This window comes from Nocardia sp. NPDC050712 (assembly GCF_040654295.1).
GTDB lineage: Bacteria > Actinomycetota > Actinomycetes > Mycobacteriales > Mycobacteriaceae > Nocardia.
Window position 1 is genome coordinate 557,894 of sequence record NZ_JBFAHT010000004.1, and the last position, 26,840, is coordinate 584,733.

21 protein-coding genes are annotated in these 26,840 nt (G+C 69.9%); 9 read left to right on the forward strand and 12 right to left on the reverse strand.

Annotation, left to right across the window (positions count from 1 at the left end; translation table 11 throughout):
- Positions 1-9 precede the first annotated feature (9 nt).
- On the reverse strand, positions 10-1,593 hold the full coding sequence (locus AB0H76_RS30865) for a glycoside hydrolase family 13 protein (RefSeq protein WP_357330539.1): 1,584 nt from the start codon (positions 1,591-1,593) through the stop codon (positions 10-12).
- 56 nt (positions 1,594-1,649) lie between these two features.
- The gene (locus AB0H76_RS30870) at positions 1,650-2,051 is read right to left on the reverse strand and encodes a globin (protein WP_357330540.1); all 402 of its coding nucleotides are present in this window, start codon (positions 2,049-2,051) and stop codon (positions 1,650-1,652) included.
- Between the two features lie 241 nt (positions 2,052-2,292).
- On the opposite strand from AB0H76_RS30870, the gene AB0H76_RS30875 reads away from it, so the two are divergent.
- The gene (locus AB0H76_RS30875) at positions 2,293-3,000 is read left to right on the forward strand and encodes an HNH endonuclease (RefSeq protein WP_357330541.1); all 708 of its coding nucleotides are present in this window, start codon (positions 2,293-2,295) and stop codon (positions 2,998-3,000) included.
- On the opposite strand, the gene AB0H76_RS30880 is transcribed toward AB0H76_RS30875, so the two are convergent.
- The gene (locus AB0H76_RS30880; RefSeq protein WP_357330542.1) at positions 2,997-3,551 is read right to left on the reverse strand and encodes an XRE family transcriptional regulator; all 555 of its coding nucleotides are present in this window, start codon (positions 3,549-3,551) and stop codon (positions 2,997-2,999) included. The two genes, AB0H76_RS30875 and AB0H76_RS30880, sit on opposite strands and share 4 nt — an antisense overlap.
- Before the next feature lie 120 nt (positions 3,552-3,671).
- Here AB0H76_RS30880 and AB0H76_RS30885 point away from each other — a divergent pair, with 120 nt between their 5' ends.
- Both AB0H76_RS30885 and AB0H76_RS30890 read left to right on the forward strand, forming a co-directional pair.
- A complete protein-coding gene (locus AB0H76_RS30885) occupies positions 3,672-4,394 on the forward strand; it encodes an AzlC family ABC transporter permease (RefSeq protein WP_357330543.1) in 723 nt (240 codons plus the stop codon).
- A complete protein-coding gene (locus tag AB0H76_RS30890) occupies positions 4,394-4,702 on the forward strand; it encodes an AzlD domain-containing protein (RefSeq protein WP_357330544.1) in 309 nt (102 codons plus the stop codon). Before AB0H76_RS30885 ends, AB0H76_RS30890 begins: the two co-directional genes overlap by 1 nt.
- A gap of 6 nt (positions 4,703-4,708) precedes the next feature.
- Here the strand turns inward: AB0H76_RS30890 and AB0H76_RS30895 are convergent, their stop codons facing one another.
- From AB0H76_RS30895 to AB0H76_RS30905, 3 genes are all read right to left on the reverse strand, one after another.
- Positions 4,709-5,374, reverse strand: a complete 666-nt coding sequence (locus AB0H76_RS30895) for a hypothetical protein (protein ID WP_357330545.1) — start codon at positions 5,372-5,374, stop codon at positions 4,709-4,711.
- Between the two features lie 56 nt (positions 5,375-5,430).
- Positions 5,431-5,847, reverse strand: a complete 417-nt coding sequence (locus tag AB0H76_RS30900) for a thioesterase family protein (RefSeq protein WP_357330930.1) — start codon at positions 5,845-5,847, stop codon at positions 5,431-5,433.
- 317 nt (positions 5,848-6,164) lie between these two features.
- Complete coding sequence (locus tag AB0H76_RS30905) at positions 6,165-9,290, reverse strand: BTAD domain-containing putative transcriptional regulator (protein ID WP_357330546.1); 3,126 nt, start codon at positions 9,288-9,290, stop codon at positions 6,165-6,167.
- A 125-nt stretch (positions 9,291-9,415) separates the two neighbouring features.
- Here AB0H76_RS30905 and AB0H76_RS30910 point away from each other — a divergent pair, with 125 nt between their 5' ends.
- The 4 genes from AB0H76_RS30910 to AB0H76_RS30925 are packed head-to-tail and all read left to right on the forward strand — an operon-like array spanning position 9,416 to position 13,238.
- The gene (locus AB0H76_RS30910) at positions 9,416-9,988 is read left to right on the forward strand and encodes an NAD(P)H-dependent oxidoreductase (protein WP_357330931.1); all 573 of its coding nucleotides are present in this window, start codon (positions 9,416-9,418) and stop codon (positions 9,986-9,988) included.
- Between the two features lie 15 nt (positions 9,989-10,003).
- A complete protein-coding gene (locus AB0H76_RS30915; RefSeq protein WP_357330547.1) occupies positions 10,004-11,443 on the forward strand; it encodes an MFS transporter in 1,440 nt (479 codons plus the stop codon).
- 32 nt (positions 11,444-11,475) lie between these two features.
- Entirely contained in the window at positions 11,476-12,348 is an 873-nt protein-coding gene (locus tag AB0H76_RS30920) for an NAD(P)-binding domain-containing protein (protein WP_357330548.1), read from the forward strand.
- Positions 12,345-13,238 carry an arylamine N-acetyltransferase gene (locus tag AB0H76_RS30925; protein ID WP_357330549.1) on the forward strand — a complete coding sequence of 298 codons (894 nt, stop codon included), beginning with the start codon at positions 12,345-12,347 and terminating at the stop codon, positions 13,236-13,238. The genes AB0H76_RS30920 and AB0H76_RS30925 overlap by 4 nt, the downstream gene beginning before the upstream one ends.
- Here the strand turns inward: AB0H76_RS30925 and AB0H76_RS30930 are convergent.
- Positions 13,208-14,083, reverse strand: coding sequence for a LysR family transcriptional regulator (locus AB0H76_RS30930; protein WP_357330550.1), 876 nt, complete (start codon positions 14,081-14,083; stop codon positions 13,208-13,210). The genes AB0H76_RS30925 and AB0H76_RS30930 overlap by 31 nt on opposite strands.
- Positions 14,084-14,165: 82 nt before the next feature.
- On the opposite strand from AB0H76_RS30930, the gene AB0H76_RS30935 reads away from it, so the two are divergent.
- Positions 14,166-15,410 (forward strand): MFS transporter, encoded by a 1,245-nt coding sequence (locus tag AB0H76_RS30935; RefSeq protein ID WP_357330551.1) that lies wholly within the window; start codon positions 14,166-14,168, stop codon positions 15,408-15,410.
- Between the two features lie 112 nt (positions 15,411-15,522).
- A complete protein-coding gene (locus AB0H76_RS30940) occupies positions 15,523-15,792 on the forward strand; it encodes a GlsB/YeaQ/YmgE family stress response membrane protein (RefSeq protein WP_357330552.1) in 270 nt (89 codons plus the stop codon).
- 64 nt (positions 15,793-15,856) lie between these two features.
- Here AB0H76_RS30940 and AB0H76_RS30945 read toward each other — a convergent pair whose 3' ends face one another.
- The 5 genes from AB0H76_RS30945 to AB0H76_RS30965 all read right to left on the reverse strand — a co-directional run bounded on the left by AB0H76_RS30945 (position 15,857) and on the right by AB0H76_RS30965 (position 26,796).
- Entirely contained in the window at positions 15,857-20,821 is a 4,965-nt protein-coding gene (locus AB0H76_RS30945; RefSeq protein WP_357330553.1) for an NAD-glutamate dehydrogenase, read from the reverse strand.
- Positions 20,822-21,298: 477 nt separating this feature from the next.
- Entirely contained in the window at positions 21,299-22,975 is a 1,677-nt protein-coding gene (gene ettA, locus AB0H76_RS30950) for an energy-dependent translational throttle protein EttA (protein ID WP_357330554.1), read from the reverse strand.
- Between the two features lie 53 nt (positions 22,976-23,028).
- Positions 23,029-23,544 carry a single-stranded DNA-binding protein gene (locus AB0H76_RS30955; protein WP_357330555.1) on the reverse strand — a complete coding sequence of 172 codons (516 nt, stop codon included), beginning with the start codon at positions 23,542-23,544 and terminating at the stop codon, positions 23,029-23,031.
- Positions 23,545-23,756: 212 nt separating this feature from the next.
- A complete protein-coding gene (locus tag AB0H76_RS30960) occupies positions 23,757-24,743 on the reverse strand; it encodes a threonine/serine dehydratase (protein ID WP_357330556.1) in 987 nt (328 codons plus the stop codon).
- A gap of 10 nt (positions 24,744-24,753) precedes the next feature.
- Positions 24,754-26,796, reverse strand: a complete 2,043-nt coding sequence (locus tag AB0H76_RS30965; RefSeq protein ID WP_357330557.1) for a cytochrome c oxidase assembly protein — start codon at positions 26,794-26,796, stop codon at positions 24,754-24,756.
- Positions 26,797-26,840 lie beyond the last annotated feature (44 nt).

Sequence of the window (26,840 nt, forward strand, 5' to 3'; positions counted from 1 at the left end):
CGTGTCCGGTCACACCAGCCAGGCCGCGGCGTTCGCCGGCAGGTGGCCGAGCTCCAGCGGCACGCTGGCCAGCAGGAATTCCCCCGCGGGCAGGGGGATCGGCGCGCCGGTCGTATTGAGGACACAGAGCATTCCGCCGGGCCGCCGGAATTGCAGGACGCCGTCGGGGGTGCTGAACCACGCCAGGTCCGCGCCCGCGAATTCTTTCCGCATGCCCCGCAATTCGATCGCCATCCGATACAGCGAGACGGTCGACCCCAAATCCTCGAGTTGCTTCTCCGGGGTCAGCGCCGCCCAGTCGGCCGGCATCGGCAGCCACGGCTCGCCGGTGGTGAAGCCGAACGGCGGCGCGTCCCCCTCCCACGGCATCGGCACCCGGCAACCGTCGCGGCCGCGTTCGGTGTGCCCGGAGCGTTCCCACATCGGATCGCGCAGCGCCGCCTCGGGCAGGTCGTCGACATTCGGCAGGCCCAGTTCGGCGCCGTTGTAGATGAAGACGGCGCCGGGCAGCGCCAATTCGACCAGGATCATGGCCCGGGCGCGCGCCACTCCGACCGCGCCGCCGCCGTAGCGGGTGACCTCACGCTCGATATCGTGGTTGGACAGGGTCCAGGTCGGCGGTGCGCCGACCGGCTGCACGGCGGCCAGCGAATTCTCGATCGCGTCGCGCACCGCGGCGGCCTCGAACCCGATCTCGGCGAGCCGGAAATTGAACGCCAGATGCAGTTCGTCGGGACGCACGTATTCGCCGAACAGTACGTTGTCGTCGACCCAGACCTCGCCGATGGAGACCGCGCGCGGATATTCGTCGAGCACCTTGCGGAATCGGCGGTGGATCTCGTGGACACCGGGGTTGTTGAATCGGGGATCGTTGCTGTCGTGCGCCAGTAATCGCGAGGTGTCGACCTCGGGCATATCCGGTAGGCCTTCGGGTTTGGCCATACCGTGCGCCACGTCGATGCGGAATCCGTCCACGCCCCGATCCAGCCAGAACCGCAGGGTCTGCTCGAAATCCGCGAGGACGTCCGGGTTATCCCAGTTCAGATCGGGTTGTTCCGGGGCGAAGATATGCAGGTACCACTGCCCGGGTCTGCCGTCGGCCGCAGGCACCCGCGTCCAGGCCGGCCCGCCGAAAATGCTCGGCCAATTGTTCGGCGGCTCGGCGCCGTCCGGCCCGCGCCCGTCGCGGAAGTGATAGCGCGCCCGCTCCGGGCTGCCGGGCGCGGCCGCCAAAGCCGCGGTGAACCAGGGATGTTCGGCGCTGGTGTGATTGGGCACCAAGTCCATCGTGACCTTGATCCGGCGGACGTGCGCCTCCGCGATCAGGGTGTCCAGCGCGCGCATCCCGCCGAAGAGCGGATCGATATCGCGCGGATCGGACACGTCGTAGCCGCCGTCGGCCATCGGCGAACGCATCACCGGGGAGATCCACAGGGCGTCGACACCCAGCAATTCCAGGTAGCCGAGCTTGTCCCGGACCCCGGCCAGATCGCCGATGCCGTCACCGTCACCGTCGGCGAACGAGCGGGGATACACCTGATAGAAAACGGCGGAACGCCACCAGGGCTGGGCTTCGCGATCGGAGTCGGTCACACCGCCATGGTGCCAAAACTATGAGTCGAAAACGTTGAGGCGACGCGGCGCGGAAGTCACCACTCGCTGTTGATCAGCGAATTCGCGGCCATTTCCATGTAGTCCAGCAGCTGCTTGCGGTGCGCGTCGTCCAGGGTTTCCGGCCCGATCTCGGCCACGCCGATGCGCATGCAGCGCAGCCAGGCGTCGCGCTCCACCGGCCCGATCTTGAAGGGGTGGTGCCGCATGCGCAGGCGGGGATGGCCGCGCTCGTCGGAATAGGTGCGCGGGCCGCCCCAGTACTGCTCCAGGAACATGCGCAGCCGGCGCTCGGCCGGGCCCAGATCCTGTTCCGGGTAGAGCGGGCGCAGGACTTCGTCGGCGGCGACCTCGCGGTAGAACGCCGCGACGATGCGGTGGAAGGTTTCCTCCCCGCCGACCGCCTGGTAGAACGACGTCGCTTGCTCTCCGGAAGTCATCAATGCCTCTCGATTCGCGGTATTCGCCGTGTCCATTGTGCCCGCCGCTATCGAGTGCGGCACCGGCGGTGGACCTCCCCGGATAGCGCTGCGGCAGCACTTCAGTCGCAGTTAACCGAACATTGTGCGAAATCACCGTGCAATCAGCCGGTTTCCATGGTCATATTGGGGTCAGTCCCTGCTGACTACCACACGATCTTGAAGCCGACGCGGTCGGCCTTCCCGAGAACGGGGTCCGCACATGAAACAACGGCACGGCCGCCCACACGAGGCCCGGACGCACCGACAACTCCAGCCCGCCGACGTCCACAATCGTGGCTCGGGGGCTACTCCGCTGCATATCTTGTCCGATCATCATCCGGGCGGGGCCCATCGCTCCGGTGAGGCTCATCACGGTCCGCACCTCACCGCCGTCCCCTCCGAGCCCGTCCACTGGTTGAAGCGCCGGGTGCTGCTTCTCAACGCCACCTTCGAGCCGCTCACCGCCCTGTCCGCGCGCCGCGCGGTCGTCCTGCTCATCTGCGACAAAGCCGACGCCGTGCATCACAGTGCCGAAGGGCCGGTCGTGCATTCCGCCGAGTCCGCGGTCGCGGTGCCCTCGGTGATCCGCCTGCGCAACTACGTGCATGTGCCCTACCGCGCCCGCGTGCCGATGACCCGGGCCGCGCTCATGCACCGTGACCGCTACCGCTGCGGGTACTGCGGCGGCAAGGCCGAGACCATCGACCACGTCATCCCGCGCAGCCGCGGCGGCGAGCATTCCTGGGAGAACTGCGTCGCCAGCTGCGCACCCTGCAACCATCGCAAAGCCGACAAGATGCTCAGCGAACTCGGGTGGACCCTGCGCTCGCCGCTGGTGTCGCCGAAGGGGCCGCACTGGCGGCTGCTGTCGACCTCCACCGAGCTCGATCCGGTGTGGTTGCAGTACCTCGGTGAGGGCGCCGCCTAGGGCGCGTACTCGTTGACCAGCGTCGCCCAGGTGCCCGATGCCAGGGCCTCGAAGACGTGCGGCGCGTCACCCGGGTAGCAGATGTAATCGCCGGGGCCGAGTTCCACCGGGGCCTCGACCGGGCCGACGAGCGCGCGTCCGCTGCCGAGCAGGACATGCTCGGTGCAGCCGGGCATGTGCGGATCCGACACCCGGGCGTGGCCGGGTTCGGCGGTGATCCGGAACAGGTCGCGCCGGCTGTTGGGCGGGCTGACCGCGAGCAGGGTGGCGCTGTAGTCGGCGTGCTCGGCCGCCAGCCGCGGCCCCTCCCCCGCGCGGATCACGTGCACATTGGGTCGCGGCGGGTCGAGCAGGCGCGAGAAGGGCATGTTCAGGGCGACGCAGAGCGCCCACAGGGTTTCGATGCTCGGGTTGCCGCTGCCCGATTCCAGTTGCGACAGTGTGGATTTCGCGACCCCTGCGCGGTGCGCCACCTCGGTCAGCGAGAGCCCCGTGCGGGCGCGCTCGCGGCGCAGCGACTCGGCGATGACCGCCTGTGGTGACGCCGTCATCGGCTCGTCCTGCACCATCCCAGCTCCCGTTCCCGTCGGAACGCCGAGTTTAGCCGCGCCGCGTTCCGGCGCGCGGAGCCGTGTTGACTAACCCGGCCCCGAGCGTTCACCATAAACAACATGCGTTCGATATGGCGAACACTCGGCCGGGATACCGCCTCCGGTATCGCGGCCGTGCTGCTGGCGGTGTGGGTCATCGGGTTGTCCTACGGCGCCACCGCGATCAGCTCGGGGCTTCCACTCTGGCTGCCGGTGGCGCTGAGCTTCGCCGTGCTCGCGGGCGGGGCCGAGTTCCTGTTCATCGGCATCATCGCCGGTGGCGGCAGCCCGATCGCGGCCGTCCTGGCCGGGCTCGTCGTCAACGCCCGGCACCTGCCCTACGGGCTGTCGGTGCCCGACGAGGTGGTCGGCCAGGGCTGGCGGCGCGCACTCGGGGTGCACCTGATGAACGACGAATCCGTCGCGCTGGCGCTGGCCGAGTCCGATACCGCGCGCAAGCGGGTCGTCTACTGGGTGTGCGGGATCGGGGTGCTGCTGGCCTGGCCGGGTGGCGCGGTACTGGGCGCGCTGATCGGCACGGTCGTGCCCGACACCGCGGCGCTCGGGCTCGACGCGGTGTTCCCGGCGGTGCTGCTGGCGCTGGTGGTGCCCGCGCTGCGCGATCGGACCACGCTCGGCTCGGTCTGCGTCGGCGTCGCGGTCGCGATGGTGACCGCGCCGTTCCTGCCCGCGGGCCTGCCGGTGCTGATCGCGCTGTCGGGGGTGCTGTGGGCGGCGTTCACGACCCGGTCCACCGAGGCGACCGAGACCGCGCCACAACAGCTTTCCGAGGTGCCGCGCTGATGTTGATCGCGGGGATCGTCGCGCTGGCGATCGGCACCTACACCTTCCGCTGGCTGGGCCCGGCCCTGCGCAGCCGGATCCGATTCCCGGACCGGGCGAAGCGATTGCTCGAAGTGGGCGCGACGGTGCTGCTCGCCGCGCTGGTGGCGGTCGAGACGCTGCCGTTCACCGAGGGGAATGTCGGTGCCGCCCTGCCGGCCGGGGTGCTGGTGGCCGGGGTATTGGCTTGGCGGCGTTGGCCGTTGCTGATCGTGATCCTGGCGGCGGCCGTGACGACCGCCGGGTTGCGGTTGCTCGGCGTGGCCTGAGCCGGGTCAGTTCGGGAACAGCGGGATCGCGCCCGCGCGGCGGCGGGCAACCGAGCCGTAGCGCGCATCGATGCGCAGCCAGGTCCGGGTGGCGCGCACGCGCACGATCTCGGTGGGCTGGATGCGGCGGGATTCCGCCTTCTCCCCCGAGTGCGGGATGAAATCCATTGCGGTGAGCGCGAAGACGACCCGCATCGGCACCTCGACCTCGAGCCCCGGCGCCGACACCGTGAGCACGGTCTGATCGAGCAGCGCGGCCGGCGGGCCGTGCGCGCTGCCGTGCTCCTTGGCCAATTCCGCACCGCGCTCGGCGAGCTCGACCAGGGTGCGCGCCGGCACGTCGTCGACGTGCGCGAAGCCGTCCACCGGCGGCAGCGCGCCGCGCCAGGCCGAATCCATCGAGTAGCCCAGGTCGACGGGGCTACCGGAGGGCAGGCCCGCGAGCACCAGGTCCGCGCCGACGGTGACGTCGTCGACCCCGAGTTCGGCGACCACCGTGCGCACCGCGAGCGTTTCGAAACCGGTTGCCACCCAGGCGGAGACGAGGGTGGCGCCGCGGCGGCGCAGGCGCACCACGGCGGCCGGATCCAAGCGGACCGCGCGGCCGAGGAAGGTGGCGAGGTTCTCCCGCTCGGCAGGGTCGGCCACGTGCAGCACCCGCTGCTCCGCCATCACGAACGCCCTACCCGCACCACAACTCCGCCGTCACTCGATCGAAACTACCGGACTTACATCCACTCGCTGAGATATTCGCGCTCGCCCTCGGTCAGGCGGCGCAGGCGCTGGGTCTGGATATCGAAGGCCGCCAGCTGGGTGGAGGCGATCACGGCGGCCGGTGAATCCGGCGCCGCACCGGCGGCCCGCACCTCGTAGGCGACGGTGAAATCGACCGCGCGCAACTGCTCGATCCACATCGAGATGTCGAGCGGGGTGTCCTCGTGCCGCAGCTGCCCGCGGTAGCGCACCCGCAGATCGGCCAGCACGCAGCCCTCACGCAGCGCGACGGTGGGGCGCCCGTCGTCGAACAGCCAGGGAATCCTGGCCTCCTCCAGCAGCGTCACCATGCGGGCGTGGTTGACGTGCTGGAAGGCGTCCATATCCGACCAGCGGACCTCCACCTTGGCATGGAAACGCTTGGGTAGCAGGGCCGACGCACCGGCCTGCCGCCCATGCCCATTCAACGAACTCGTCAACGTGGTTACCTCCGATTGATCGCCCGCCGCACACACCCTGCCACGCTGCCCTAGGCGATCCGGCGAGATCGTGGACTTCGAACTTCCGACTCCCGGCCCGGACAACACCGGAGCCGCGGATCGATCTCGGTCCCCAGTATGGCAATGACCGTCGCCGCGAGCAGGACAGGGGCGCAAGCATGGCGCACCGCACAATCGCCGGGCCCCGGGATAGTGCGGTCGTCCAGTGGGTTCGCCGACGATCGGGGGCGGCCGGGACCGGCCGCCGCTCAGCCGGGTCGATCGGCCGCCGCGCGAATGGCCGCCGCGATTCGGTCGACGTCGAAACGTTCCGCCTCCGGCAGGGGCGCGCCCGCTTCGTGCCGGGTTCTGGCTGCCTCCGTCAACAGCTGCCGCGCTTCCTCGGTGTGGCCGGCTAGGACGGCGGCCCCGGCGAGCCCCTCCAGCGCGAGGGCAACCGCGCGTGGGTCACCGGTACGTCTGGCGACCGCCAGCCCTTCGTCATGGTGATCCCGCGCCTGTCCGGCGTCGCCGCGCAGTTCGGCGATGAAGCCGAGTTCGGCGAGTCCGTGGGCGATACCGGGCGCGTAGCCGACGCCGCGATTCCAGTCCAGGGCCGCGCGGGCATGTCCTTCGGCCTCGTCGAGCCGGCCCGCGCGCCTGGCGCCCAGGCCGAGGCCGACCTCGGCGAAGACCCGCCCGAGTTCGTGGCCCTGATCCACCGACAGCGCGAGCGCGCGCTCGTGCAGCAGGTGCGCTCGGTCCAGATCGCCCGCCAGCAGTGCCAGCCGCCCCAGACCGGACACCATATCGGCCACCCGTGGCCAGAGCCCGAGTTCCTCGGCCCGGCACAGGCCGTTCCGGCGCAGTAGATCGGCTTCGAGATACTCGCCGACGATCTCGGCTCTGCGGGCCAGCAATTCGGCCGCCCGGAGCTGCCCCCATCGATCACCGAGAACCGCGAAAAGACCGGCACTTTCGGCGGCGTCCCGGGCCATCGCCGAGAGGTCGCCGCGCAGCATCGCGTGGTGGGCCGCACTGCTCAGTGCCGCGGCCCGGCCCCAATCATCTTCGGCCGCGACAAATCCGGCCAGCGAGCGCTGCGCGAGCGCGGCGCTGACCTCTTGATCACCGCCGCCGAGCAGCACCTCACCCAGCAGCCACTCGGTGAACGCCCGGCCCGCCGGATCGTCCACCCGGTCGAACTCGGCCAGCCCGTCACGCACCAGTGCCGCCCGGTCGCACTCGCCGCGGCCGAGCAGGATCAGCGCCGACCGCCAGCCGTTGGCCCGGGCCCACAGCACCGGCGCGGCGGTACGGTCCGCGCCCAGCGCCGCGTCGAGCAGCCGGACGCCCTCCCCGATCCGCCCGCGCAGGAACCAGTACCAGGCCAGCGCGAGGACCAGGCGCAGCGCGACGACAGGCGCACCGCGGCGCACCGAATCCTCCACGGCGGAACGCAGATTCGCGTATTCGGTGTCCAGGTCCGTGAGCCACCGCCGCTGGTCCGGACCCCGCAGGTGATCGTGCGCCTGCTCGGCGAGCGTCGCGTAATACTCATTGCGGACCGCGCGCACCGTGTCGGCCTCGCCGGCCGCGAGCAGCCGTTCCGAGCAGTACAGCGCGACCGATTCCAGCAGCCGATACCGCGGGCCCGCCGCGGTGTCGGTCATCGCGACGAGGGACCGATCGACCAGCCGCGCGAGCAGATCGAGAATGCGGCCGGACGTCAGCTCCGCGGTCGCGCAGACCTGCTCGGCCGCCGCCAGCCCGAACCCGTCGGCGTGCACCGAAAGCCGGCGCAGCACAGCCTGTTCCGGCACGGTCAGCTGCTCCCAGCTCCAGTCGATCATCGCGCGCAGCGTCCGTTGCCGGCCGGGCCCGCCCCGGTGCCCGGTGACCAGCAGCTCGAATCGATCGTCCATCCGATCGGCCAGTTCGCGGACGCCGAGGGCCCGCACCCGGGCGGCGGCCAGCTCCAGGGCCAGCGGGATCCCGTCCAGCCGACGGCAGATGGTGGCGACGGCCGCCGCGTTTCCCGCATCGAGCGCGAAGCCGGGCGCCGCGGCCGCCGCGCGGGCGGTGAACAAACGGATGGCGCTGAACTTCGGCAGCGCCGCCACCCCGATATCCGCCGGGGAGTGCGGTAATTCGAGGGCGGCGACCGGGTAGACGGCTTCGCCGGGCACACCGAGCGGTTCGCGGCTGGTGGCCAGGACGCGCAGCCCCGGGAGCGCGCGCAACAGCCGCTCGGTCAGCCCGGCGGTCACGACCACCAGGTGTTCGCAATTGTCCAGCACCAGCAGGACCTGCTTGCCCGCCAGCGCGGTGATCAGCTGATCGACCGGGTCCGCGGTGGACCGGATGTCGTCGCGCAGCCCCAGGACCGCGTGCACGGTGTCCACCAGGGTGGCGAGTGCATCGGCGGTGCGGTCGATCCCGGCCAACTCGACGAACCACAACCCATCCGGGTGCTCGGTCGAGGTGCGGGCCGCCTCGATCGCCAGCCGGGTCTTGCCCACGCCGCCGGGTCCGACCAGGGTGACCAGGCGGCACCGGCCGAGCAGCGCGCGCACCTCGTGCGTGGCCTCGGCCCGGCCGATCAATTCGGTCAGCTGGCCGGGCAGGTTCGTCGACGCGGTGGCCGCGCGGGGAGCCAGCAGCGGATCCTGAGTGAGGATCGCGCGATGCACGGCGACGATCTCGGGGCCCGGATCGACGCCGAGCTCGGTGCGCAGCCGCTCCCGCAGATCGGTGAAGCCCGCCAGGGCCTCGCTCTGCCGTCCGGCGCGATAGAGCGCGCGCAGGTGCGCCGCCCGCAAGCGTTCGCGCAGTGGATGTTCGGCGACGACCGCCCCCAATTCCCCGGCCAGCGTGTCGTATTCGCCGAGTTCGAGCAGCGCCTCGGCACGGGCTTCCACCGCGGACAGCCGCAGTTCCGCCAGCCGGGCCGCCTCGACCGCCGCGAAATCCTCGTCCGAGAATTCGCCGAATGCCGGGCCGCGCCAGAGGTTCAGGGCGGTGGTCAGGGCGTCGGCGCGCGACCGGGCGTCGGCCGCGGGCACGAGCAGCGCTTCGAACCGGCCCGCGTCGATCGCGTCGGCTGTCACGTCCAGGCTGTAACCCGCGCCCCGGGACACCACCAGCGCGCGGGCCGCCGGGTCGGCGGCGGCGAGAGCGGCACGCAACTGCGAGATCTTGACCTGCACCGCGGCGGCCGCGGTCCGGGGCGTCCGGCGCGGCCACAGCAGATCGATCAGCCGATCGGTCGACACCGCCCGCCCACGATGCGCGAGGAGCACGGCGAGCACGGTCCGCACCTGCCCGGCCGGGATCTGGACCGGATCACCCTGATCCGTCCACACCAGCAGTGGGCCGAGCACACCGAACCTCATCTTCGTGACGATACGGACTTCCCCGCGGGCGCCCGATCGCCGTGTAGGGCAGCTGTAGGCGCGGGGTAAGCCGGTCCGGCGAAGGTCGTGACGTGACAACGACTTCAGCCGGAAAGGCGGATCCGATGCAGGCGACCGACCCCTTGCGCATAGCGATCATCATCGGCAGTACCCGAGCGCAGCGCTTCGGGCCGACGGTGGCCGACTGGTTCCACGACCACGCCCGCGGGCACGGCGGGCTCGACCTCGACCTGATCGATCTCGCGGAAACCGCGCTGCCCGATGTCCTGGACCACCCCGGCCCCGCGGTCCAGGCCTTGGCGCCGCGCCTGGCCCGGGCCGACGCCTTCGTGATCGTCTCGCCGGAATACAACCGCGGCTATCCCGCGCCGCTGAAGACCGCGATCGACTCCTACGTCGAGGAATGGAAGGCGAAGCCGGTCGCCTTCGTCTGCTACGGCGGCGTCTCGGGCGGCCTGCGAGCCGCCGAACAGCTGCGCCAAGTGTTCGCCGAACTGCACGCCATCACGATCCGCGACACCGTCAGCTTCCACTCCTGCTGGAGCAAGTTCGACGACAACGGCCGGCCGCTGGACAGCGCCGGCGCGGGCGCCGCCGCGACGGCACTGCTGAATCAGCTCACCTGGTGGGCTCGCGCACTGCACGAGGCCCGCGGCGCGCACCCCTACCCGCTCTGAAACCGGAGGACACCGATGCGGAAAAACCCGGCGGCAACACTGGCGCTGCTGGCCTTCTCCAGCCTGATCACCTCACTGGACTTCACGATCATCTACGTCGCCCTGCCCGACATCGCCCGCGACGTCGGATTCTCCGGGCACTCGATGCAGTGGGTGGTCAGTGCCTACGCCATCTTCTTCGGCGGGCTGCTCCTGCTCGGCGGGCGATCCGCGGACCTGCTCGGCCGGCGGCGGATATTCGTCCTCGGTCTGGTGCTGTTCGGTGGCGCGTCGCTGCTGGGCGGTGCGGCCGGCACCACCACGGCGCTGATCGCCGCCCGGGCGCTCCAGGGTGCCGGCGCGGCGCTGCTGTTCCCCGCGACGCTGTCGCTGGTCAACACCATGTTCGAGGAGGGCAGGCAGCGGATCCGGGCGCTCGCGGTCTGGGCGATGGCCGGTGCGGGCGGGCTCAGCCTCGGCGCGCTGCTCGGCGGGGTGCTGACCAGCGTATTCGGTTGGCAGGCCGTCTTTTTGATCAACCTGCCACTCGTGGTCGCCGGTGTGGTGGCGGCGTTCCCGCTGCTGCGCGCGGACGGTCCGCGCGATCGCGGGCGCGGCTTCGATGTCCCCGGTGCCCTCACCGGAACACTGGGCGTCACGCTGCTGGTGTTCACCGTGGCGCAGGGGCCGGAATCCGGCTGGACCTCGACCTCGGTGCTGGGCGGCGGCGCGCTCGCGATCCTGCTGCTGGCCGCGTTCCTGATCATCGAAGCCCGCAAGCACGACCCGCTCCTGCCGCCGCGGCTGGCCCGCGCACTGGGGCCGGTGCTCGCCGTCATCTTCGTGTTCGGCGCGACCATGCAGAACATCGTCTACTTCCTCACCCTGTTCCTGCAGAACGTATGGCGCTACAGCGCGCTGGTCACGGGGCTCGTGTTCCTGAGCCTGTCGGTGGTCATCGCGGTCGCGAACTTCACCGCCGAACGGCTGCTCGTGCGGATCGGCCTCCGCACCACCCTGATCATCGGCTTGCTGCTCGGAGCGGCCGGCGGTGCGGTGCTCGCCGCGGGGATGGTCGCCGACGGCTCCTACCGGACGATCCTGGCCGGAATCCTGGTCTACGGCGCGGGCATGGGCACCGTCTTCCCGGCGATGTTCGCCGCCGCGGGAACCGGTGTCGCCGAACCGGAGCAGGGCACCGCCGGCGGGATGGCCAACACCGCGATGCAGGTCGGGGTCGGTGCGGGGCTCGCGGTGCTCGTCGGCGTCGCGAACGCCGGCACGGCCGGGCTCAGCGGTGACGCCTTACGCACGGCAGCCGGGGACGGCCTGCGCACCACGGTCTTCCTCGCCGCCGCCCTCACCCTGCTCGGCCTGCTCGCCGCAGCCCGGCTGCCCGGCCGGCGCACCCGCGACTCCGAGGTCACGGTGGCCTCCGCCGCATCAGCTTTACCTCAACCCAAGTTGAGTTCCTAACGTCGAATCGACAGCCACAAGAACGGAGCGAAATGCGAATCTCTGCAATCGGTTTGGGAGAGATGGGCGCCACGCTGGCCGCGGCCCTGCTGGCCGCCGGGCACGAAGTCACGGTGTGGAACAGATCGGCGGACAAAGCCGAACCGCTGGTGGCCGCAGGGGCTCGCCTGGCCGAGTCACCAGAGGCGGCGGTGCGCGCGGCCGAGCTGGTACTGATCAATGTCCAGGGCGGAGCCGTCGCGGCCGACCTGTTGCGGGCCGCGGGCGCCGCGCTGCCGGGCCGGACCGTGGTCAACCTGACCGACGGCCCGTCCGAGCAGGCGACCGCGGCGTGGGAACTGGCGACCGCGCACGGTGCGGACTACCTGCACGGCCAGATCATGACGATCGCACCCGCGATCGGCTCGCCGGACGCGGTGATCTTCTACGGCGGATCCCGGCAGGTATTCGATCGGCACGAAGCGGTGCTGCGGGTCTTGGGCGGGCGCACGACCCACGTCTCCGAGGACCCGAGCGTGCCACTGGTGTACGGGATGGCCTTCCACGACATCATGTGGGGGCTGCTGAACGGATTCCTGCATGCCGCGGCACTGCTCCGCGCCGCCGGGATCCCGATCGGCCGCTACACCGAACAGGCGGAGGCCTCCCTGGCAGCGCTGCCGTCGCTGTTCCCGATGTTCGGCGGCGAGATCGACCGCGGCGAGTACGCCACGCCGTTCGGCGCGCTCCTGCACCACCTGCCCTCCCTCGACGATCTGGTCACCGAAAGCCATACGCGCGGTATCGATGTCGTGCTGCCCGCGTACACCAGGCAGCTCGTCGCCGACGCGCTGGCGGCGGGCCACGGCAACGACAGCTACTCCCGATTGGTCGAACACTTCGGCCGCCGGGCGAGTGACGCGTGAGCACGTCGATCGATCCGTCCTACCGATGGGACGGTGAAGAACTGGACATAGCGGCGTACCTGGCCCGGATCGGCTTCGACGGCGAGCCCACACCGACCCCGGCCACGCTGCGCCGCCTGGTTTTCCTGCACACCACCTCGCTACCGTTCGAGAACCTGGAGATCATCCTGGGCCGGCCGGTGCGCCTGGACGTGGCGTCGTTGCAGGACAAGATGGTTCGGCGGCGGCGCGGCGGCTACTGTTTCGAGCTCTGCGCGCTGTTCGCCGCCGCGCTGGAACGGCTCGGCTTCGGTGTCACCGGGTTGGCCGGACGGATTTTCCTGGGTCAGGACAACGCATTACTGCCCGCCACCCACGCCCTGCTGCGCGTGACCACCGCCGAGGATGACCGAATCTGGCTGTGCGACCCCGGTTTCGGATCCGGCCCGCTGGCGCCGATCGAATTGGCCCCCGGGCGAGGCGAGTTCGTCGCGGGCGCCTGGCGGTTCCGCCTCGAGCACGGCCGGGACGAACTGGGCGGCGACCTGTGGACCCTGCGCCACTTCGCGCGCGACGGCTGGCGGACCCGGCGGACCGTCTCGATGACTCCGCAGTATCGGATCGATCAGGAGGTAGGCAGCTACTACGTGTCGACCTCGCGGCATTCGCCGTTCACCACGCGCCCGATCGTGCAGCGGATTCGCCCGGAGGTACATCACATGCTGGACGGCGTCACCCTGCTGACCGGCTACCCGGACGGAACCGGCGCGACGCGTCAGGTGGCGCGCGCCGACCTGCCCGAGATCCTGGCCGAGATCTTCGATATCGAACTCGACGCGGCGGACACGGATCAGCTGGTCCACGCGCCGTGGCCCGCCGATCAGGGTGTGGTCCAGGCGGTTTCGAGGTAGCGCAGGAAGCGGGCGGCGGGCGGGGCGAGCGGGTGGTCGGTGCGCCAGGTCAGGGCGATGGTACGGCGGGCGGCCGGGGTGGTCAGGGGCAGGCCGATGGTGCCCGAGGCGCCGGCGAATTGTTCGGGCAGGATCGCGACGCCGAGGCCGGCGGCGACGAGGCCTTCGATGGTGGCCAGGTCGGCGCTCTCGAAGGAGATCTTCGGCGCCACCCCGGCCTCGGCGAAGAGGCCGTCGAGCAGCGTGCGATAGCCGAAACCGACCGGGGTGGTGACGAATTCGTCGTCGCGCAGGTCGGTCAGGGCGACGCGTTCACGGTCACGCAGGCGGTGCGCCGGGGGGACGACCAGGACCAGCCGTTCGCGTTGCAGCGGGAGCCAGCCGAAGGCGCCCGGTACCTGCCAGGAGGTGACGGCCAGTTCCACAGCGCCGGACTGCAAGTCGCCGATGATGTGGTGATGCGGTTCCTGGCTGAGCAGCACGCGCACGGCGGGCGCGTGTTCGTGGAACCCGCGCAGCAGTTGCGGCACCAGCGAGGTCGCCATCGAATCGAGGAAGGCCAGGCGGACCACGCCGCTGTCGGGGTGCAGGCGCCCGGCCAGTTCCACGGTCAGCTGTTCGTAGCGGGCGATGAGGTCGCGGGCGGCGGTGACGACGAGGTCCCCGTTCGGGTTCAGGTGCACACCGGTGGGCACGCGCTCGAACAGGCGCGCGCCGAGTTCGGCTTCGATACGGGCCAGCGCACGCGACAGGGTGGGCTGACTGACGCCGAGGATCGCGGCGGTGTCGGTCATGTGCCGGTGGTCGGCGAGGGCCACCAGCCAGTCGAGGTCACGCAGCAGCACACCCGCATCATACGTTCGACGCATCGAGAAACCGCGATCATGACATTGGACGTATGAGGCGAGGCGGCACAGGATCGGTCGAGTGACCACCGCCATAGCACCGGACCCGCAGACCGACCTGGGCCACCTCCCCGGCAGCCCCGGCTACCGGCGAGTCCTGGTGGCGCTCTTCGCCGCGGGGATGGCGACGTTCGTCCTGCTCTACGACACCCAGGCGCTGCTGCCGGAGTTCGTCGACGCCTTCGGCATCTCGCCCGGGGAGAGCACGCTGGTGATGTCGGTGACCACGGCCGCCCTGGCCTCGGCGCTACTGGTGTGCGGGCCGCTGTCCGAGGCCGTCGGGCGCACCCGGCTCATCCATGTCTCGCTGATCTCTTCGGCGGTGCTCGCCCTCGCCTGCGCGTTCGCGCCCAGTTGGCATGCGCTGCTGGCCTTGCGGCTGCTCGGCGGCATCGCGCTGGCCGGCCTGCCCGCCGTGGCCACCGCCTATCTGCGGGAGGAACTGCATCCCTCGACGCACGCCCGCGCGGCCGGCCTCTACATCGGCGGCACCGCACTCGGCGGCATGACCGGGCGCGTCGTGACCGCGCCGATCGCCGAGGCCGCCGGGTGGCGGTGGGCGCTGGTGGCCGCCGCCGCTGTCGCACTGCTCTGCGCGGTGATCGTCGCGGTGACCCTGCCGCCGTCCCGGAACTTCGCCGCCCGCCCGGCCCGGCCCCGCGACATCCTGGCGATGGCACGCGACGCACTCACCGACCGGGCGCTGCTCGCGCTCTACGTGATCGGCGCGTGCTCGGTCGGCGCGCTGGTCGCGGCGTTCAACGCGCTCGGCTTCCGGCTGACCAGCGCACCGTTCCACCTGGGCGTCGGGGTGGTCAGCCTGGTCTATCTCGTCTACCCGCTGGGCACCATCGGCGCCACGGTGTCCGGTCGCCTGGCCGACCGGCTGGGCCGCCGGGCGATCATGCCCCTCGGCAGCGGTCTGGCCCTGCTCGGCGCCGGGCTGACGCTGTCCGGGCGGCTGCCGATCGTCGTCACGGGCATCGCCGCACTGACTGTCGGCTTCTTCATCACCCACGGTTTGGCCAGCGGCTGGGTGGCGGCGCGCGCGCATGCCGGCGGCGTCAGCACGAGTCAGGCCGCCGCGTTCTATTTGTTCGCCTACTACGTCGGCGCCTCGGTGTTCGGCAGCCTGGGTGCGCACGCGTGGACCGGCGCGGGCTGGCCGGGCGTGGCCGCGCTGACCGCCGGACTGGTAGCCGTGGCGGGCGCGCTGTCGCTCGGACTACGCCGCGTACCGGTGCTGGGCGCCAACACTATCCGCTGAAACTCGCGCTCGGACGATTCGAAAACGTTGCCGGGCAACCGTATCGACAAATGGCTCCGCGGTCATACACTGGCAAAGCGTTTTTGCGCGCAGAGTTCGAGAAAGGCTCCCCATGCGCATACTCGGGATGCTGTTGTTCGCCATTCTGATCGGGCCGTTCGTCGGTGCCCTTGCCAGGCTGATCCTGCCCGGTAAACAAGAAATTTCCTTCTTCAAGACCTGGGGCCTCGGCACGCTCGGCGCCTTCCTCGGCGGGATCGTCGCGCTAGTGCTGGGTCTCGATTCGACCAGCGGTATCGACTGGGCCCAGTGGATCCTGCAAATCATCTGCGCGGCGATACTGATCGCCGCGGCCAGCCGCAGCAGTTTCGTGCGGCGCTAGCTCCGAAGACCGAAGTGCCGCTGGGCGGCAGCCTGAATCAGGCTGCCGCCCAGCGGCGTTCACCTCAGCGCGGGACCTCCGACTGGGCCCCGACACCGCTGACCATGCTGCGGACCTGCCGCGCCGCCACCGACAGGGTGGCCAGGTCGTGCGTGCCGGATTCGAACAGTTCCGCCAGGGCGGCGCGGGCGCGCCCGAGGCGGGACTGGTTCTTGGACTCCCAGTAGGCGATCTTCTCGTCGGCGGTCTCCTCCGGATCACCGGCGGAGAGCACGTCCAGGGTGAGCGAACGCAGCGACCCGTACATGTCGTCACGCAGCGCGAGCCGGGCCAGCGCGTGCCAGCGATCGCCACGCTCCAGATGACTGACCGCCTGGAGCAGCCAGTCGATCTTGAGGTGCTCGTTGAGCGCGTAGTACAGCGACCCGACCTCCTCGCCGCTGCGATCGGTGATGTCGGCGATATCGATGACATCGAGCAGCGGGAACAGCGTGAGCAGGCCGTAGACCTCGTTGGTGAGGTCACCGGGCGCACCGCGGCCGATCAGTTCGGCGGACTGATCGGTGAGCATGGCGACGTGATGGCCCCGCAGCCAGCCCGGAACCTTCGGCGCGAGTTCGCGCACGCCCCGGCTGTAGCGGTTGATCTCGGCGCCGACCGCGATGGGCTGCGGCCGGTTGCTCAGCAGCCAGCGCGAGGCTCGATCGAGGGTCTTCTTGGTCTCGAGTTCGAGCTCGTCGCGGACCGCGATCGAGGTGTCGCTCGTGCGGATGCGCGCCCACATGTCGTGCAGGCCGAAGATCTCGGCGGCCGCCGCGAAGGCCCGCACGGAATCGGTGGTGCTGGCGCCGATCTCCTCGTTGAGCCGGTGCGCGTAGGTGATGCCGCCGAAGTCGACCGCCTCGTTGACGATCAGCGTGGTGAGGATCTCCCGGCGCAGCGGATGCTTCTTGATCGCCGCGCCGAAACGCTCGCGCAACGGCACCGGGAAGTAATCCGGCAGCCGGGCCGCGAAATGCGCCATATCCGGCAGGTCCGAATCGAGCAGGTCGGCCTTGAGCGAAAGCTTCACGTGCGCCATGAGATTGGCGAGCTCCGGCGAGGCGAGCCCGGAACCCTCCTCCAGGCGGCGCTTCATCTCCGCTTCCGACGGCAGCGCTTCCAGCTCGCGATCCAGGCCGCGCCGCTCCTCCAGATCCTCGATCAGCCGCATGTGCACGTTCAGCATGCGGGCCGCGTTGAAGCGCGAGATGCCCATCAGGAAGTTCTGGGAGACGTTGTCCTGCAGCACCATCCGGGCGACATCGTCGGTCATCGAGGCCAGCAGCGGATTACGCTCGGCCACCGGCAGCAGGCCGGCGCTGACCACGCTGTCCAGCAGGACCTTGATATTGACCTCGTGGTCGGAGCAGTCCACACCCGCCGAGTTATCCAGGGCGTCGGTGTTCATCTTGCCGCCGTGGCGGCAGAACTCGATCCGGCCCAGCGCCGTGGCACCGAGGTTGCCGCCCTCGCCGATCACCTTGACGCGCAACTGGTTCCCGTTGACGCGCACCGGATCATTGGCCTTGTCACCGACTTCGGCATTGGATTCGGTGCTCGACTTGATGTAGGTGCCGATGCCGCCGTTCCAGAGCAATCCGGCCGGGGCGAGCAGGATCGCGCGCACCAGATCCGGCGGGGACAGCGAGACGACGTCGTCGCTCAGCCCCAAGGCCTGCCGGGCCTGCGGGCTGATCGGCACCGCCTTCACGGTGCGGTCGAACACGCCGCCGCCCGCGCTGATCAGCGCGGTGTCGTAGTCGGCCCAGGACGAGCGCGGCAGCTCGAACATGCGCTGCCGCTCGGCGTAGGAACTCGCCGCGTCCGGATTCGGATCCAGGAAGATGTGCCGATGGTCGAACGCCGCGACCAGGCGGATGTGCTCGGAGAGCAGCATGCCGTTGCCGAACACGTCGCCGCTCATGTCGCCGACGCCGACCACGGTGAAATCCTGGGTCTGGGTATCGAGATCCATCTCGCGGAAGTGCCGCTTCACGCTCTCCCACGCGCCCTTGGCGGTGATGCCCATCGCCTTGTGGTCGTAGCCCGCCGACCCGCCGGAGGCGAACGCGTCGCCGAGCCAGAAGCCGTAGCGCTGCGCCACATCGTTGGCGATATCGGAGAACGTCGCCGTGCCCTTGTCCGCCGCCACCACCAGGTAGGTGTCGTCGCCGTCGCGCCGGACCACCCGCTCGGGCGGGCGCACCGCGCCGGTGGCGCGATCGACGTTGTCGGTGATGTCGAGCAGACCGGAGATGAAGGTGCGGTAGCAGGCAACGCCTTCCGCGCCCAGCGCCTGGCGGTCCACGCCCGGATCGCCGGTGGCGGCGGGCGGCTGCTTCACCACGAAGCCGCCCTTCGCGCCGACCGGCACGATCACCGCGTTCTTCACCGCCTGCGCCTTCACCAGGCCCAGGATCTCGGTGCGGAAATCCTCCAGCCGGTCGGACCAGCGCAGCCCGCCACGCGCCACCGGGCCGAAGCGCAGGTGCACACCCTCGATCCGCGGCGAGTACACGAAGATCTCGAACTGCGGCTTGGGCTTGGGCAGTTCGGCGATCAGCTGCGGCTCGACCTTGATCGAGAGGAAATCGCGTGGTGCGCCCTCGAGATCGGTGACGTAGTAGTTGGTGCGCAGGGTGGCCCGGATCAAGCCCAGGATGGCGCGCAGGATGCGGTCGGCGTCGAGGCTGACCACGTCGTCGATGCGGCCGCGCAGGTGGGCTTCCAGCTGCGCGGCGTCGCCCTCGTCGACGGTGTCGGGATCGAAGCGGGCCGCGAACAGGTCGACGAACAGCCGCGCCACATCCGGGTAGGTGAGCAGGACCCGGGAGATATTGGCCTGGCTGTACGGGAAACCGGCCTGCTGCAGGTACTTCGCGTAGGTGCGCAGGATCGAGACCGCGCGCCAGGGCAGCCGGGCCCGCAGCACCAACTCGTTCAGGCCGTCGGCCTCGGCGCGGCCGTACCAGACCGCCTCGAAGGCGTCGGTGAACCGGTCACCCAGCCCGCGCACCTCGGCTTCCAGCGCGTCCGCGCGGGCCGAGGCCTCGAGCAGTTCGGCGTCCAGGTCGCGATCGAGGGAACTGCGCAGCAACTCCGGCCGGGCGAGCAGGCCGAAATCGTAGATCCAGCGTTCGACATTCCGGCCGCCCGGCCGGTCCAGCAGAATCTGGTACGGACGCTCGTCGACCACCTCGACGCCGAGGCTCTGCAGCACCGGCAGCACCTGGCTCAGTGAGACGCCGCTGCCGCCGATGTAGAGGCCGAAGCGCCACGAGCCCGGATCCGAACCCTGCTTGCGATACAGGTGCTGATCGATCTGCCCCTCGGACAGCCGCTCCAGCCGGTGGATGTCGCCGAGCGCGTGCCGCGGGCCGAAATCCTGCTTGTAGCCCTCGGGGAACGCGCTCGCATAGCGCTGCACCACACCGGGATCCAGCACCGTGGAGGTGCTGACCTCGTCGTTGAGGTAGTCGTCCCAGGTGTGGCTGGCGTCGGAGAGCAGACGCTGGATGCGCAGCCGGTTGGTCTCGGAGGTGTCGGCCAGCGTCCGCGCCGCCCGGGGCTTGCCGGACTCGGTATCGGGCATCTGGACTGTGAAATAGACGCTGGCGAGCTCGCTTTCGCTGACCCGCGCCGAGTAGTCGATGGAGACGCCGCCGAGTTCGCGGACCAGGATCTCCTGCATCTCCAGCCGGACCCGGGTGGTGTAGCGATCGCGCGGCAGATAGACCAGGCAGGCCACGAAGCGGCCGTAGGTGTCCTCGCGCATGAACAGCCGCACCTGCCGGCGCAGGCTCACGTTCAGCACCGCGACCGCGGTCTTGCGCATGGTCGCGATATCGGAGGAGAACAACTCGGTGCGCGGGAACGACTGGATGACCTCCAGCATCACCTGCCCGGAGAACGAATCCAGGTCGAAGCCGCTGTCCTCGATCACCGCGCGGACCCGGCGCTCGATCACCGGGATGTCGAGCACGTTCTCGTGCACGGCGGTGACGGTGAAGACGCCGATGAACAGATGCTCACCGACGATGTTGCCCTGCTCGTCCCAATCGGCGACGCCGACGAAGTACGGGTAGACCGAGCGGTGCACGGTGGCCGGGACCAGCCCCTGGGTCAGCATGAGCAGCGGGCGGCCGCCGCCGTTGATCGGCACCCGGAAGTCGGTGCCGACATCGGGGCGCAGCACGCCCAGGCAGGTGCCCGGCATCGGGTTCGAGGTGGTCGGGCCGTCGGCGCCGGTATCGAGGCGATACTGGGCGAAACCGAGCACGGTGAAGTTGCCGCTGGCCAGCCAGCGCAGCAGGTTCGCGGTATCGATCAGGTCGGCCGCCGGGAACGGGGCGTCGCCGGCCTTGGCGGCCAGCTCCAGATCGTCGGCGAGCTTGCTCTGCACCGCCTGAATGGCGTCGGTGTCGCCGATGACCTGGCGCACGTCGGCCACCACGTCGGGCATCGACTGTTCGATCCGTTCCAGCAGTTCACGACTGGTGGACGGGTGTAATTGCAGGTGCATCCAGGATTCGCGCAGTACTCCGCCATTGCGGTCGACCTCGTGCGGCACGGCCTTGGTCAGCCGGCCGGTGTCGTCGCGCTCGACCTCGAAGATGGGGTGGATGACCTCGCTGACGCTGACGCCCATCCGGCTCAGCGACGAGGTGATCGACTCCACCAGCAGGGCCATGTCATCGGTCACCAATTGCACGGCGGCGCCCAGGCCGGACGAGTCGTCCGGGTGATACACCCGGACCAGCGCCCGGCCCCTGGGGCGAACCATCGCCAATTCCAGGTGCCGTCGGAAGATTTGCGTGATTCCGGTGACCGCACAGTCCACATCGCCCGCGTCGACGTGGCGGAAGTACGCCTCCTCGAGTGTCCCGAGCGCGTCCCGGAGTTGCTCGGGCAAACTCGCGGACCACGCCGCGGAGTCCGACCGCTCCAGATGCCGCCCGCCATTGGACAATTCGGACGAGACCGTCATAATTTTTCGCCAACTCCTCGGATTCGGTTCCGCAACAAAGTGACGCCGGTCCGAGAGTAGCTGTGCGATAGACGCGCGGGGGTGAAATCCCTTCCAAACACAGGGTGTTCACCACTGCCGTAGTGGTAGCCGCCTAATTGCCGTTGTCGAAACGCTGGCACAGCACCGATCGGACCGACACCCTCATGTAGATGCGAACGCAGTGAGTACGAACCATTGCTTGGACTGCGCCTGCGCATGCACGGACCCCACACTAGCGAGTGTTCCGGCGGCGCGTCGGACGACCAAATTTCCTTCGGCCGACCCGGCTTCGGGCGGGTTGCCCTCGCAGGTCCTTCGGCGAGATGGCGCTTTTGTGACACCTTCGGCGGAAATCGCGCGCTCGACAGCATGTTCGGGCGCGCCAACGCCGGACGGCGGGGCGAAGCGCGGGTGCGCTCGCCCCGCCGTCCGGTCGGGAAGTAGGTCGGCCCGAGATCAGTCGCGGGTCAGCCTGCGGTGCGTAACCCGGTGCGGGCGGGCCGCTTCCAGGCCCAGACGCTCGATCTTGTTGGCCTCGTACGCCTCGAAGTTGCCCTCGAACCAGAACCACTTGGCGTCGTTATCGGAGTCGCCCTCCCACGCCAGGATGTGGGTGCAGGTGCGGTCCAGGAACCACCGGTCGTGCGAGATGACCACGGCGCAGCCCGGGAACTGCTCGAGCGCGTTCTCCAGCGAACCCAGGGTTTCCACGTCCAGGTCGTTGGTCGGCTCGTCGAGCAGGATCAGGTTGCCGCCCTGCTTGAGGGTGAGCGCCAGGTTCAACCGGTTGCGCTCACCACCGGAGAGCACACCCGCCGGCTTCTGCTGATCGGCGCCCTTGAAGCCGAACGCGCTGACGTAGGCGCGCGAGGGCATTTCCTGGTTGCCGACCTCGATGAAGTCCAGCCCCTCGGAGACGACCTGCCAGACGTTCTTCTTCGGGTCGATGCCTGCGCGGTTCTGGTCGACGTAGCTCAGCTTGACCGTCTCGCCGACCTTGACCTCGCCGCTGTCCGGGGCCTCGAGGCCGACGATGGTCTTGAACAGCGTCGTCTTACCGACACCGTTCGGGCCGATGACGCCGACGATGCCGTTGCGCGGCAGGGTGAACGACAGATCCTTGATGAGCTGGCGGTCGCCGAAGCCCTTGTCCAGGTTCTTCACCTCGACCACGATGCTGCCCAGGCGCGGGCCGGCCGGAATCTGGATCTCCTCGAAATCCAACTTCCTGTGCTTGTCGGCCTCGGCCGCCATCTCCTCGTAGCGGCCCAGGCGCGCCTTGTTCTTGGCCTGCCGTGCCTTGGCGCCGGAGCGGACCCAGGCGAGTTCGTCCTTGAGGCGCTTCTGCAGCTTCTGGTCCTTCTTGCCCTGCACCTCCAGACGCTGGGCCTTCTTCTCCAGGTAGGTGGAGTAGTTGCCCTCGTACGGGTAGGCGCGGCCGCGATCCAGCTCGAGGATCCATTCCGCGACGTTGTCGAGGAAGTACCGGTCGTGCGTGACGGCCAGCACGGCGCCCGGGTAGGCGGCCAGGTGCTGTTCGAGCCAGAGCACGCTCTCGGCGTCGAGGTGGTTGGTCGGCTCGTCGAGCAGCAGCAGGTCGGGCTTGCTCAGCAGCAGCTTGCACAGCGCGACGCGGCGGCGCTCACCACCGGAGAGGTTGGTGACCGGCTCGTCCGGCGGCGGGCAGCGCAGCGCGTCCATGGCCTGCTCGAGCTGGGAGTCGACATCCCAGGCGTCGGCATGATCCAGGAACTCCTGGAGCTTGCCCATCTCCTCCATGAGCTCGTCGGAGTAGTCGGTGGCCATCAGCTCGGCGATCTCGTTGAAGCGATCCAGCTTCACCTTGACCTCGCCGAGGCCCTCTTCGACGTTGCCGCGAACGGTCTTCTCTTCGTTCAGATGCGGTTCCTGCATCAGGATGCCGACGCTGGCACCCGGCGCGAGGAAGGCTTCGCCGTTGTTCGGCTGGTCCACTCCGGCCATGATCTTGAGCACGCTGGACTTACCGGCGCCGTTCGGGCCGACGACGCCGATCTTGGCGCCGGGAAGGAAGTTCAAAAAGACATCGTCGAGCACAACTTTGTCGCCGTGCGCCTTACGAACTTTCTTCATCGTGTAGATGTACTCAGCCATATACGAAAGCCTATCGGTCTAGGGGTCGGTGGAGCGAAGCCGAGGGGTACGGATCAGGCGTCGACCGGCTGTGTTTCGGCGCGGTCGGAGGAGGCGCTCTGCACGGCCCGCGCGTCCCCCTGGTCTTCGCTGACACGTGCGCGTTCTTCAGCGCTCGATCCGGTGCAAGTATTCCGTATCAGGCTCACGGGGCCGGAGCCGGACCCGTGCTCGGAGTTGCGGGTGACCGCGGTGGTGCAGCGCGACAGATCCGGGCCGACGGCGTAGGCCCGCAGTTCCAGCTCGCGCCGGTCGGTGCCGTCCTTGGCCCGGTATTCGACGGTACGCCACTGCCCGTGCGCGATCACCGGATCACCGCGGCGCAGCGAGGCGTCGACGCCGACCGCGAGCCGGCGCCAGCAGGTGACGGTGATGAACAGGGTGCCGCTGTCCACCCACTCGCCCGCGGCGTCGCGGCGGCGTGAGGTGCTGCCGAGCCGGAAGGTCAGCACCGATTCCCCGGTGGGCAGCTCGCGCCGCACGGGAGTGGTGACGACATTGCCGATGACGGTGCCCGTGGTCTCGAACATGCTCACGCCCCTTCGGATTCCGGCCCCGGGCAGGCGCTCCGGGTGCTCGCTCCCCCTTGCGAGGGCTCCTCCAGCGTGCGCGCCGCGGGCTCGGAACGGACCGCCGATATCGAATTTGGGGACAGCTTTTCCGACTGTGGACATCTCCCTCTTCACACGACGTGACCAGGGCTTTCAGGTCGCGCAGCCGGTAACCCGGGGGAAGGACAGGACTACGATGCCGAGCCGATGTCGAGATCGGTGTTCGCGCCGCAGAGCACCACCACCGGCCGCTCGCCCCGAGCGGGCACGTACGCACCGCTCTGGATCGCGGCGAACGCGGTCGCGCCCGAGAACTCGACGACGATGCGGAACTCGCGCCACAGATAGTCGCGGGCGGTGACGATGGCGTCGTCGGTGACCAGCAGCGAGCGCACCCCGTAGCGGGCGGCCACGTCGAGCGCGAGCCCCCCGATCGTGGTGGCCCCCAGCACTTCCGCCCCGCGCCCGGCCGCGCGCACCTGCACCGGCCGGTGCGCGGCCAGCGCCGCGTGCAGCGCGGGCACGCCCTCGGGTTCGATGCCGATCACCGGTTGCCGCCGCCCGAGCGCCGCCGCGACGCCCGCGATCAGGCTGCCGCCGCCGACCCCGGCCAGCACCGGCGGCCGCCCGCGCACCTGCTCGGCCAATTCCAGCCCGATCACCCCGGCCCCGGCGACCACCGCCGGCATGTCGTAGGCGTGTAACTGCAAGGCCCCGCGTTCCACGGCCAGTTCCTGGGCATACCGGCGCGCCTCGACGTAGGTCGTGCCGTGCCAGAGCACTTCCGCGCCGTAGGACCACATCGCGGCGACCTTGGTGTGCGGCGCCGACTCCGGCACCACCACCGTGCAGCGCTTGCCGAGCTGGGCCGCGGCCAGCGCGGCCGCGATCCCCGCGTTGCCGCCCGAGGCGATCACCACCTGATCGGCCGAGTGCCCCGACTCCAGCAGCGCGTTCAAGCTGCCGCGCACCTTGAACGTGCCGCCGTGCTGGAGGTATTCGAGTTTCAGCGTGACCGGCACCGGGCCGTTCGGCCCCAGCACGGAGGTGTGGAACACCGGCGTCTTGCGCACCCGCCCGGCCAGCCGTTTGCGTGCGGCGCGCACGTCGGAGCGATACACCCGCCCCTCGATCTCCCGCTCCCCCACACACTCCTCGAACAGCCCCCGATCTGTCACCCGCGCCCACTCACTCGCGCGTCCCGCGGTCGCGTCTGGACAGCTGGGCGTACATCGCGTTGTGCGCGGCGAGATCGGCGTCGTGGTCCCGGTCCGCGGCCCGGTCGGTGCGCTTGGCCAGGCGCTCGTCGCTGCGCGACCACTGGATCAGCAGCGCCAGCATCACCACGACCAGCGGTATCTCGCCGCTGGCCCAGGCCACGCTGCCGCCGGTGCGCTGGTCGTCGAGCAGGTCGACGTCCCAGCCGAGGGCCAGGCTGCGGAAGAACCAGCCGCCCATCACCGTGGTCATGCTCATCAGCGCGACACCGAAGAAGGCGTGGAACGGCAGCGAGCCGAACACCATGCCCAGCTTGGTCAGCGGCTCGACCCGGCGCGGTTTGGGATCGATGCCGATCACCACCCAGTAGAAGAGATAGCCGCTGAGCAGGAAGTGAATGTTCATCATCAGGTGCGCGGCGTGCGAGTCGAGCACCGAGTCGTAGATGCCGCCCAGGTACAGCGCGTAGAAGCCGCCGACGAAGATGACCGACGCCACGATCGGGTGGGTCAGGAAGCGTGAGACCGGATTGTGCACCGCCGCCAGGATCCACTCGCGCGGGCCCGGCGCGCCGGTCTTCCCGGCCGCGGGCAGGGTGCGCAGCGCGAGGGTGACCGCGCCGCCGAGCGCGAAGAGAATAGGGGCCAGCATGGACAACGCCATGTGCTGGACCATGTGCACGCTGAACATCGCGGGCGCGTAGCGGCCGACGCCCGAGGACGTCGCGATCAGCAGCACCGCGCAGCCGGACAGCCAGGCCAGGGTGCGCCCGACAGGCCAGGCATCCCCGCGCGAGCGCAGGCGGCGCACCCCCATCAGATACAACACCGCCGCCACGATGGCCAGCGTGCCGAAGATCAGGTCGAAGCGCCAGTCGAACAGCAGCCGGCCGGCCGTCGGCGGCCCGGCCAGGTTGTAGCCGATTTCCACCTCCGCCGGCGTCGGGACCGTGGTCAGCGGGGGCGGCGGGGTCCGGCCGAGCCCGACCGCGAGGCCGATGGTGGCGGCGAAGATCAACGCTTCCACGCCGCCGAAGCGGATCAGCGCGGCGCGGTCGCTCGGATCGGCGGCCAGGGCGGGCAGGGCCGCGCGCCGTTGCAGGTAGCCGACGCCGCCGAGCACGCTCAGCGCGACCGCCTTCGCCACGATCAACTGCCCGTAGGTGGTGCCGAACAGATCCGCCCAGGACACCCGGACCACCGAGTTGATCACGCCGCTGACCGCGATGACGGCGAAAGCGACCGTCGCGACCAGCGAGAACCGCCGGGCGGCCAGCGCCGTGTGGGTGCCGCCGCGCAGCGCGTAGGCGAGCACCGCGAACAATCCGCCGACCCACACCGCGCACGAGATCAGGTGCAGGATGAGGCTGTTGGTCGCCACGTCGTGCGCGCCGCCGGAGGACGAGTGCCCGGTCAGGGCCAGCGGCATCATGGTCACGATCGCGGCGCCGAACAGCACCGGCGCCCAGCCCCAGCGCAGCGCCACACGGCAGCCGACCGCGACGATCAGCGCGAGGATCACCGTGGTGCGCCAGGCCTGGGCCAGGTCGACCAGCCCGATCGCGCGCCACAGTTCCTCGGGCCGCCAGACCTGCCCGACCGGCTGGCCCGTCGTGTCCGACACCGTCAGCGGAACCAGCAGCGCGGCGCAACACGCCCACAGCAGGGCGAAATTCGAGGCGCGGCGCAGCGCGCGATAGCCGCCGACATCGAGCAGGCCGTTGGCCTGCGGCGGCGTCAGGAAGGCCGCGAACAGCAGCGAACCCACGGTCAGCGCGGCGAGCAGGTCGGCCAGCGCCCGGATCGCGGGCAGGCCGTAGGTCGTCAGCGCACCCGGGTCCGGAATACCGAGCAGGCTCAGCGCCTGCGCCGCCGACAGGCCCACGACCAGCGCCGCGACCACGGCGGCGACGGCGATCGACAGGGCGGTGACCACGGCGAACGTTCCCGATGAACCTGTCCCGGCGGAGTCCGATCCCTCTGCTTCGGTGTGCGGGTCCAGCGGTGACGACATACGACTGAGCGTAGTTGGATGCTTAATACGTAGCCCGGCCGGGT

Coding starts and splice junctions, on each gene's coding strand:
- ettA (WP_357330554.1), bottom strand. CDS start 22,975: ATGGCTGAGTACATCTACACGATGAAGAAAGTTCGTAAGGCGCACGGC.
- AB0H76_RS30915 (WP_357330547.1), top strand. CDS start 10,004: ATGCGGAAAAACCCGGCGGCAACACTGGCGCTGCTGGCCTTCTCCAGC.
- AB0H76_RS30910 (WP_357330931.1), top strand. CDS start 9,416: ATGCAGGCGACCGACCCCTTGCGCATAGCGATCATCATCGGCAGTACC.
- AB0H76_RS30895 (WP_357330545.1), bottom strand. CDS start 5,374: ATGGCGGAGCAGCGGGTGCTGCACGTGGCCGACCCTGCCGAGCGGGAG.
- AB0H76_RS30870 (WP_357330540.1), bottom strand. CDS start 2,051: ATGACTTCCGGAGAGCAAGCGACGTCGTTCTACCAGGCGGTCGGCGGG.
- AB0H76_RS30890 (WP_357330544.1), top strand. CDS start 4,394: ATGTTGATCGCGGGGATCGTCGCGCTGGCGATCGGCACCTACACCTTC.
- AB0H76_RS30955 (WP_357330555.1), bottom strand. CDS start 23,544: ATGTTCGAGACCACGGGCACCGTCATCGGCAATGTCGTCACCACTCCC.
- AB0H76_RS30880 (WP_357330542.1), bottom strand. CDS start 3,551: ATGACGGCGTCACCACAGGCGGTCATCGCCGAGTCGCTGCGCCGCGAG.
- AB0H76_RS30920 (WP_357330548.1), top strand. CDS start 11,476: ATGCGAATCTCTGCAATCGGTTTGGGAGAGATGGGCGCCACGCTGGCC.
- AB0H76_RS30905 (WP_357330546.1), bottom strand. CDS start 9,290: ATGAGGTTCGGTGTGCTCGGCCCACTGCTGGTGTGGACGGATCAGGGT.
- AB0H76_RS30940 (WP_357330552.1), top strand. CDS start 15,523: ATGCGCATACTCGGGATGCTGTTGTTCGCCATTCTGATCGGGCCGTTC.
- AB0H76_RS30875 (WP_357330541.1), top strand. CDS start 2,293: ATGAAACAACGGCACGGCCGCCCACACGAGGCCCGGACGCACCGACAA.
- AB0H76_RS30945 (WP_357330553.1), bottom strand. CDS start 20,821: ATGACGGTCTCGTCCGAATTGTCCAATGGCGGGCGGCATCTGGAGCGG.
- AB0H76_RS30885 (WP_357330543.1), top strand. CDS start 3,672: ATGCGTTCGATATGGCGAACACTCGGCCGGGATACCGCCTCCGGTATC.
- AB0H76_RS30965 (WP_357330557.1), bottom strand. CDS start 26,796: ATGTCGTCACCGCTGGACCCGCACACCGAAGCAGAGGGATCGGACTCC.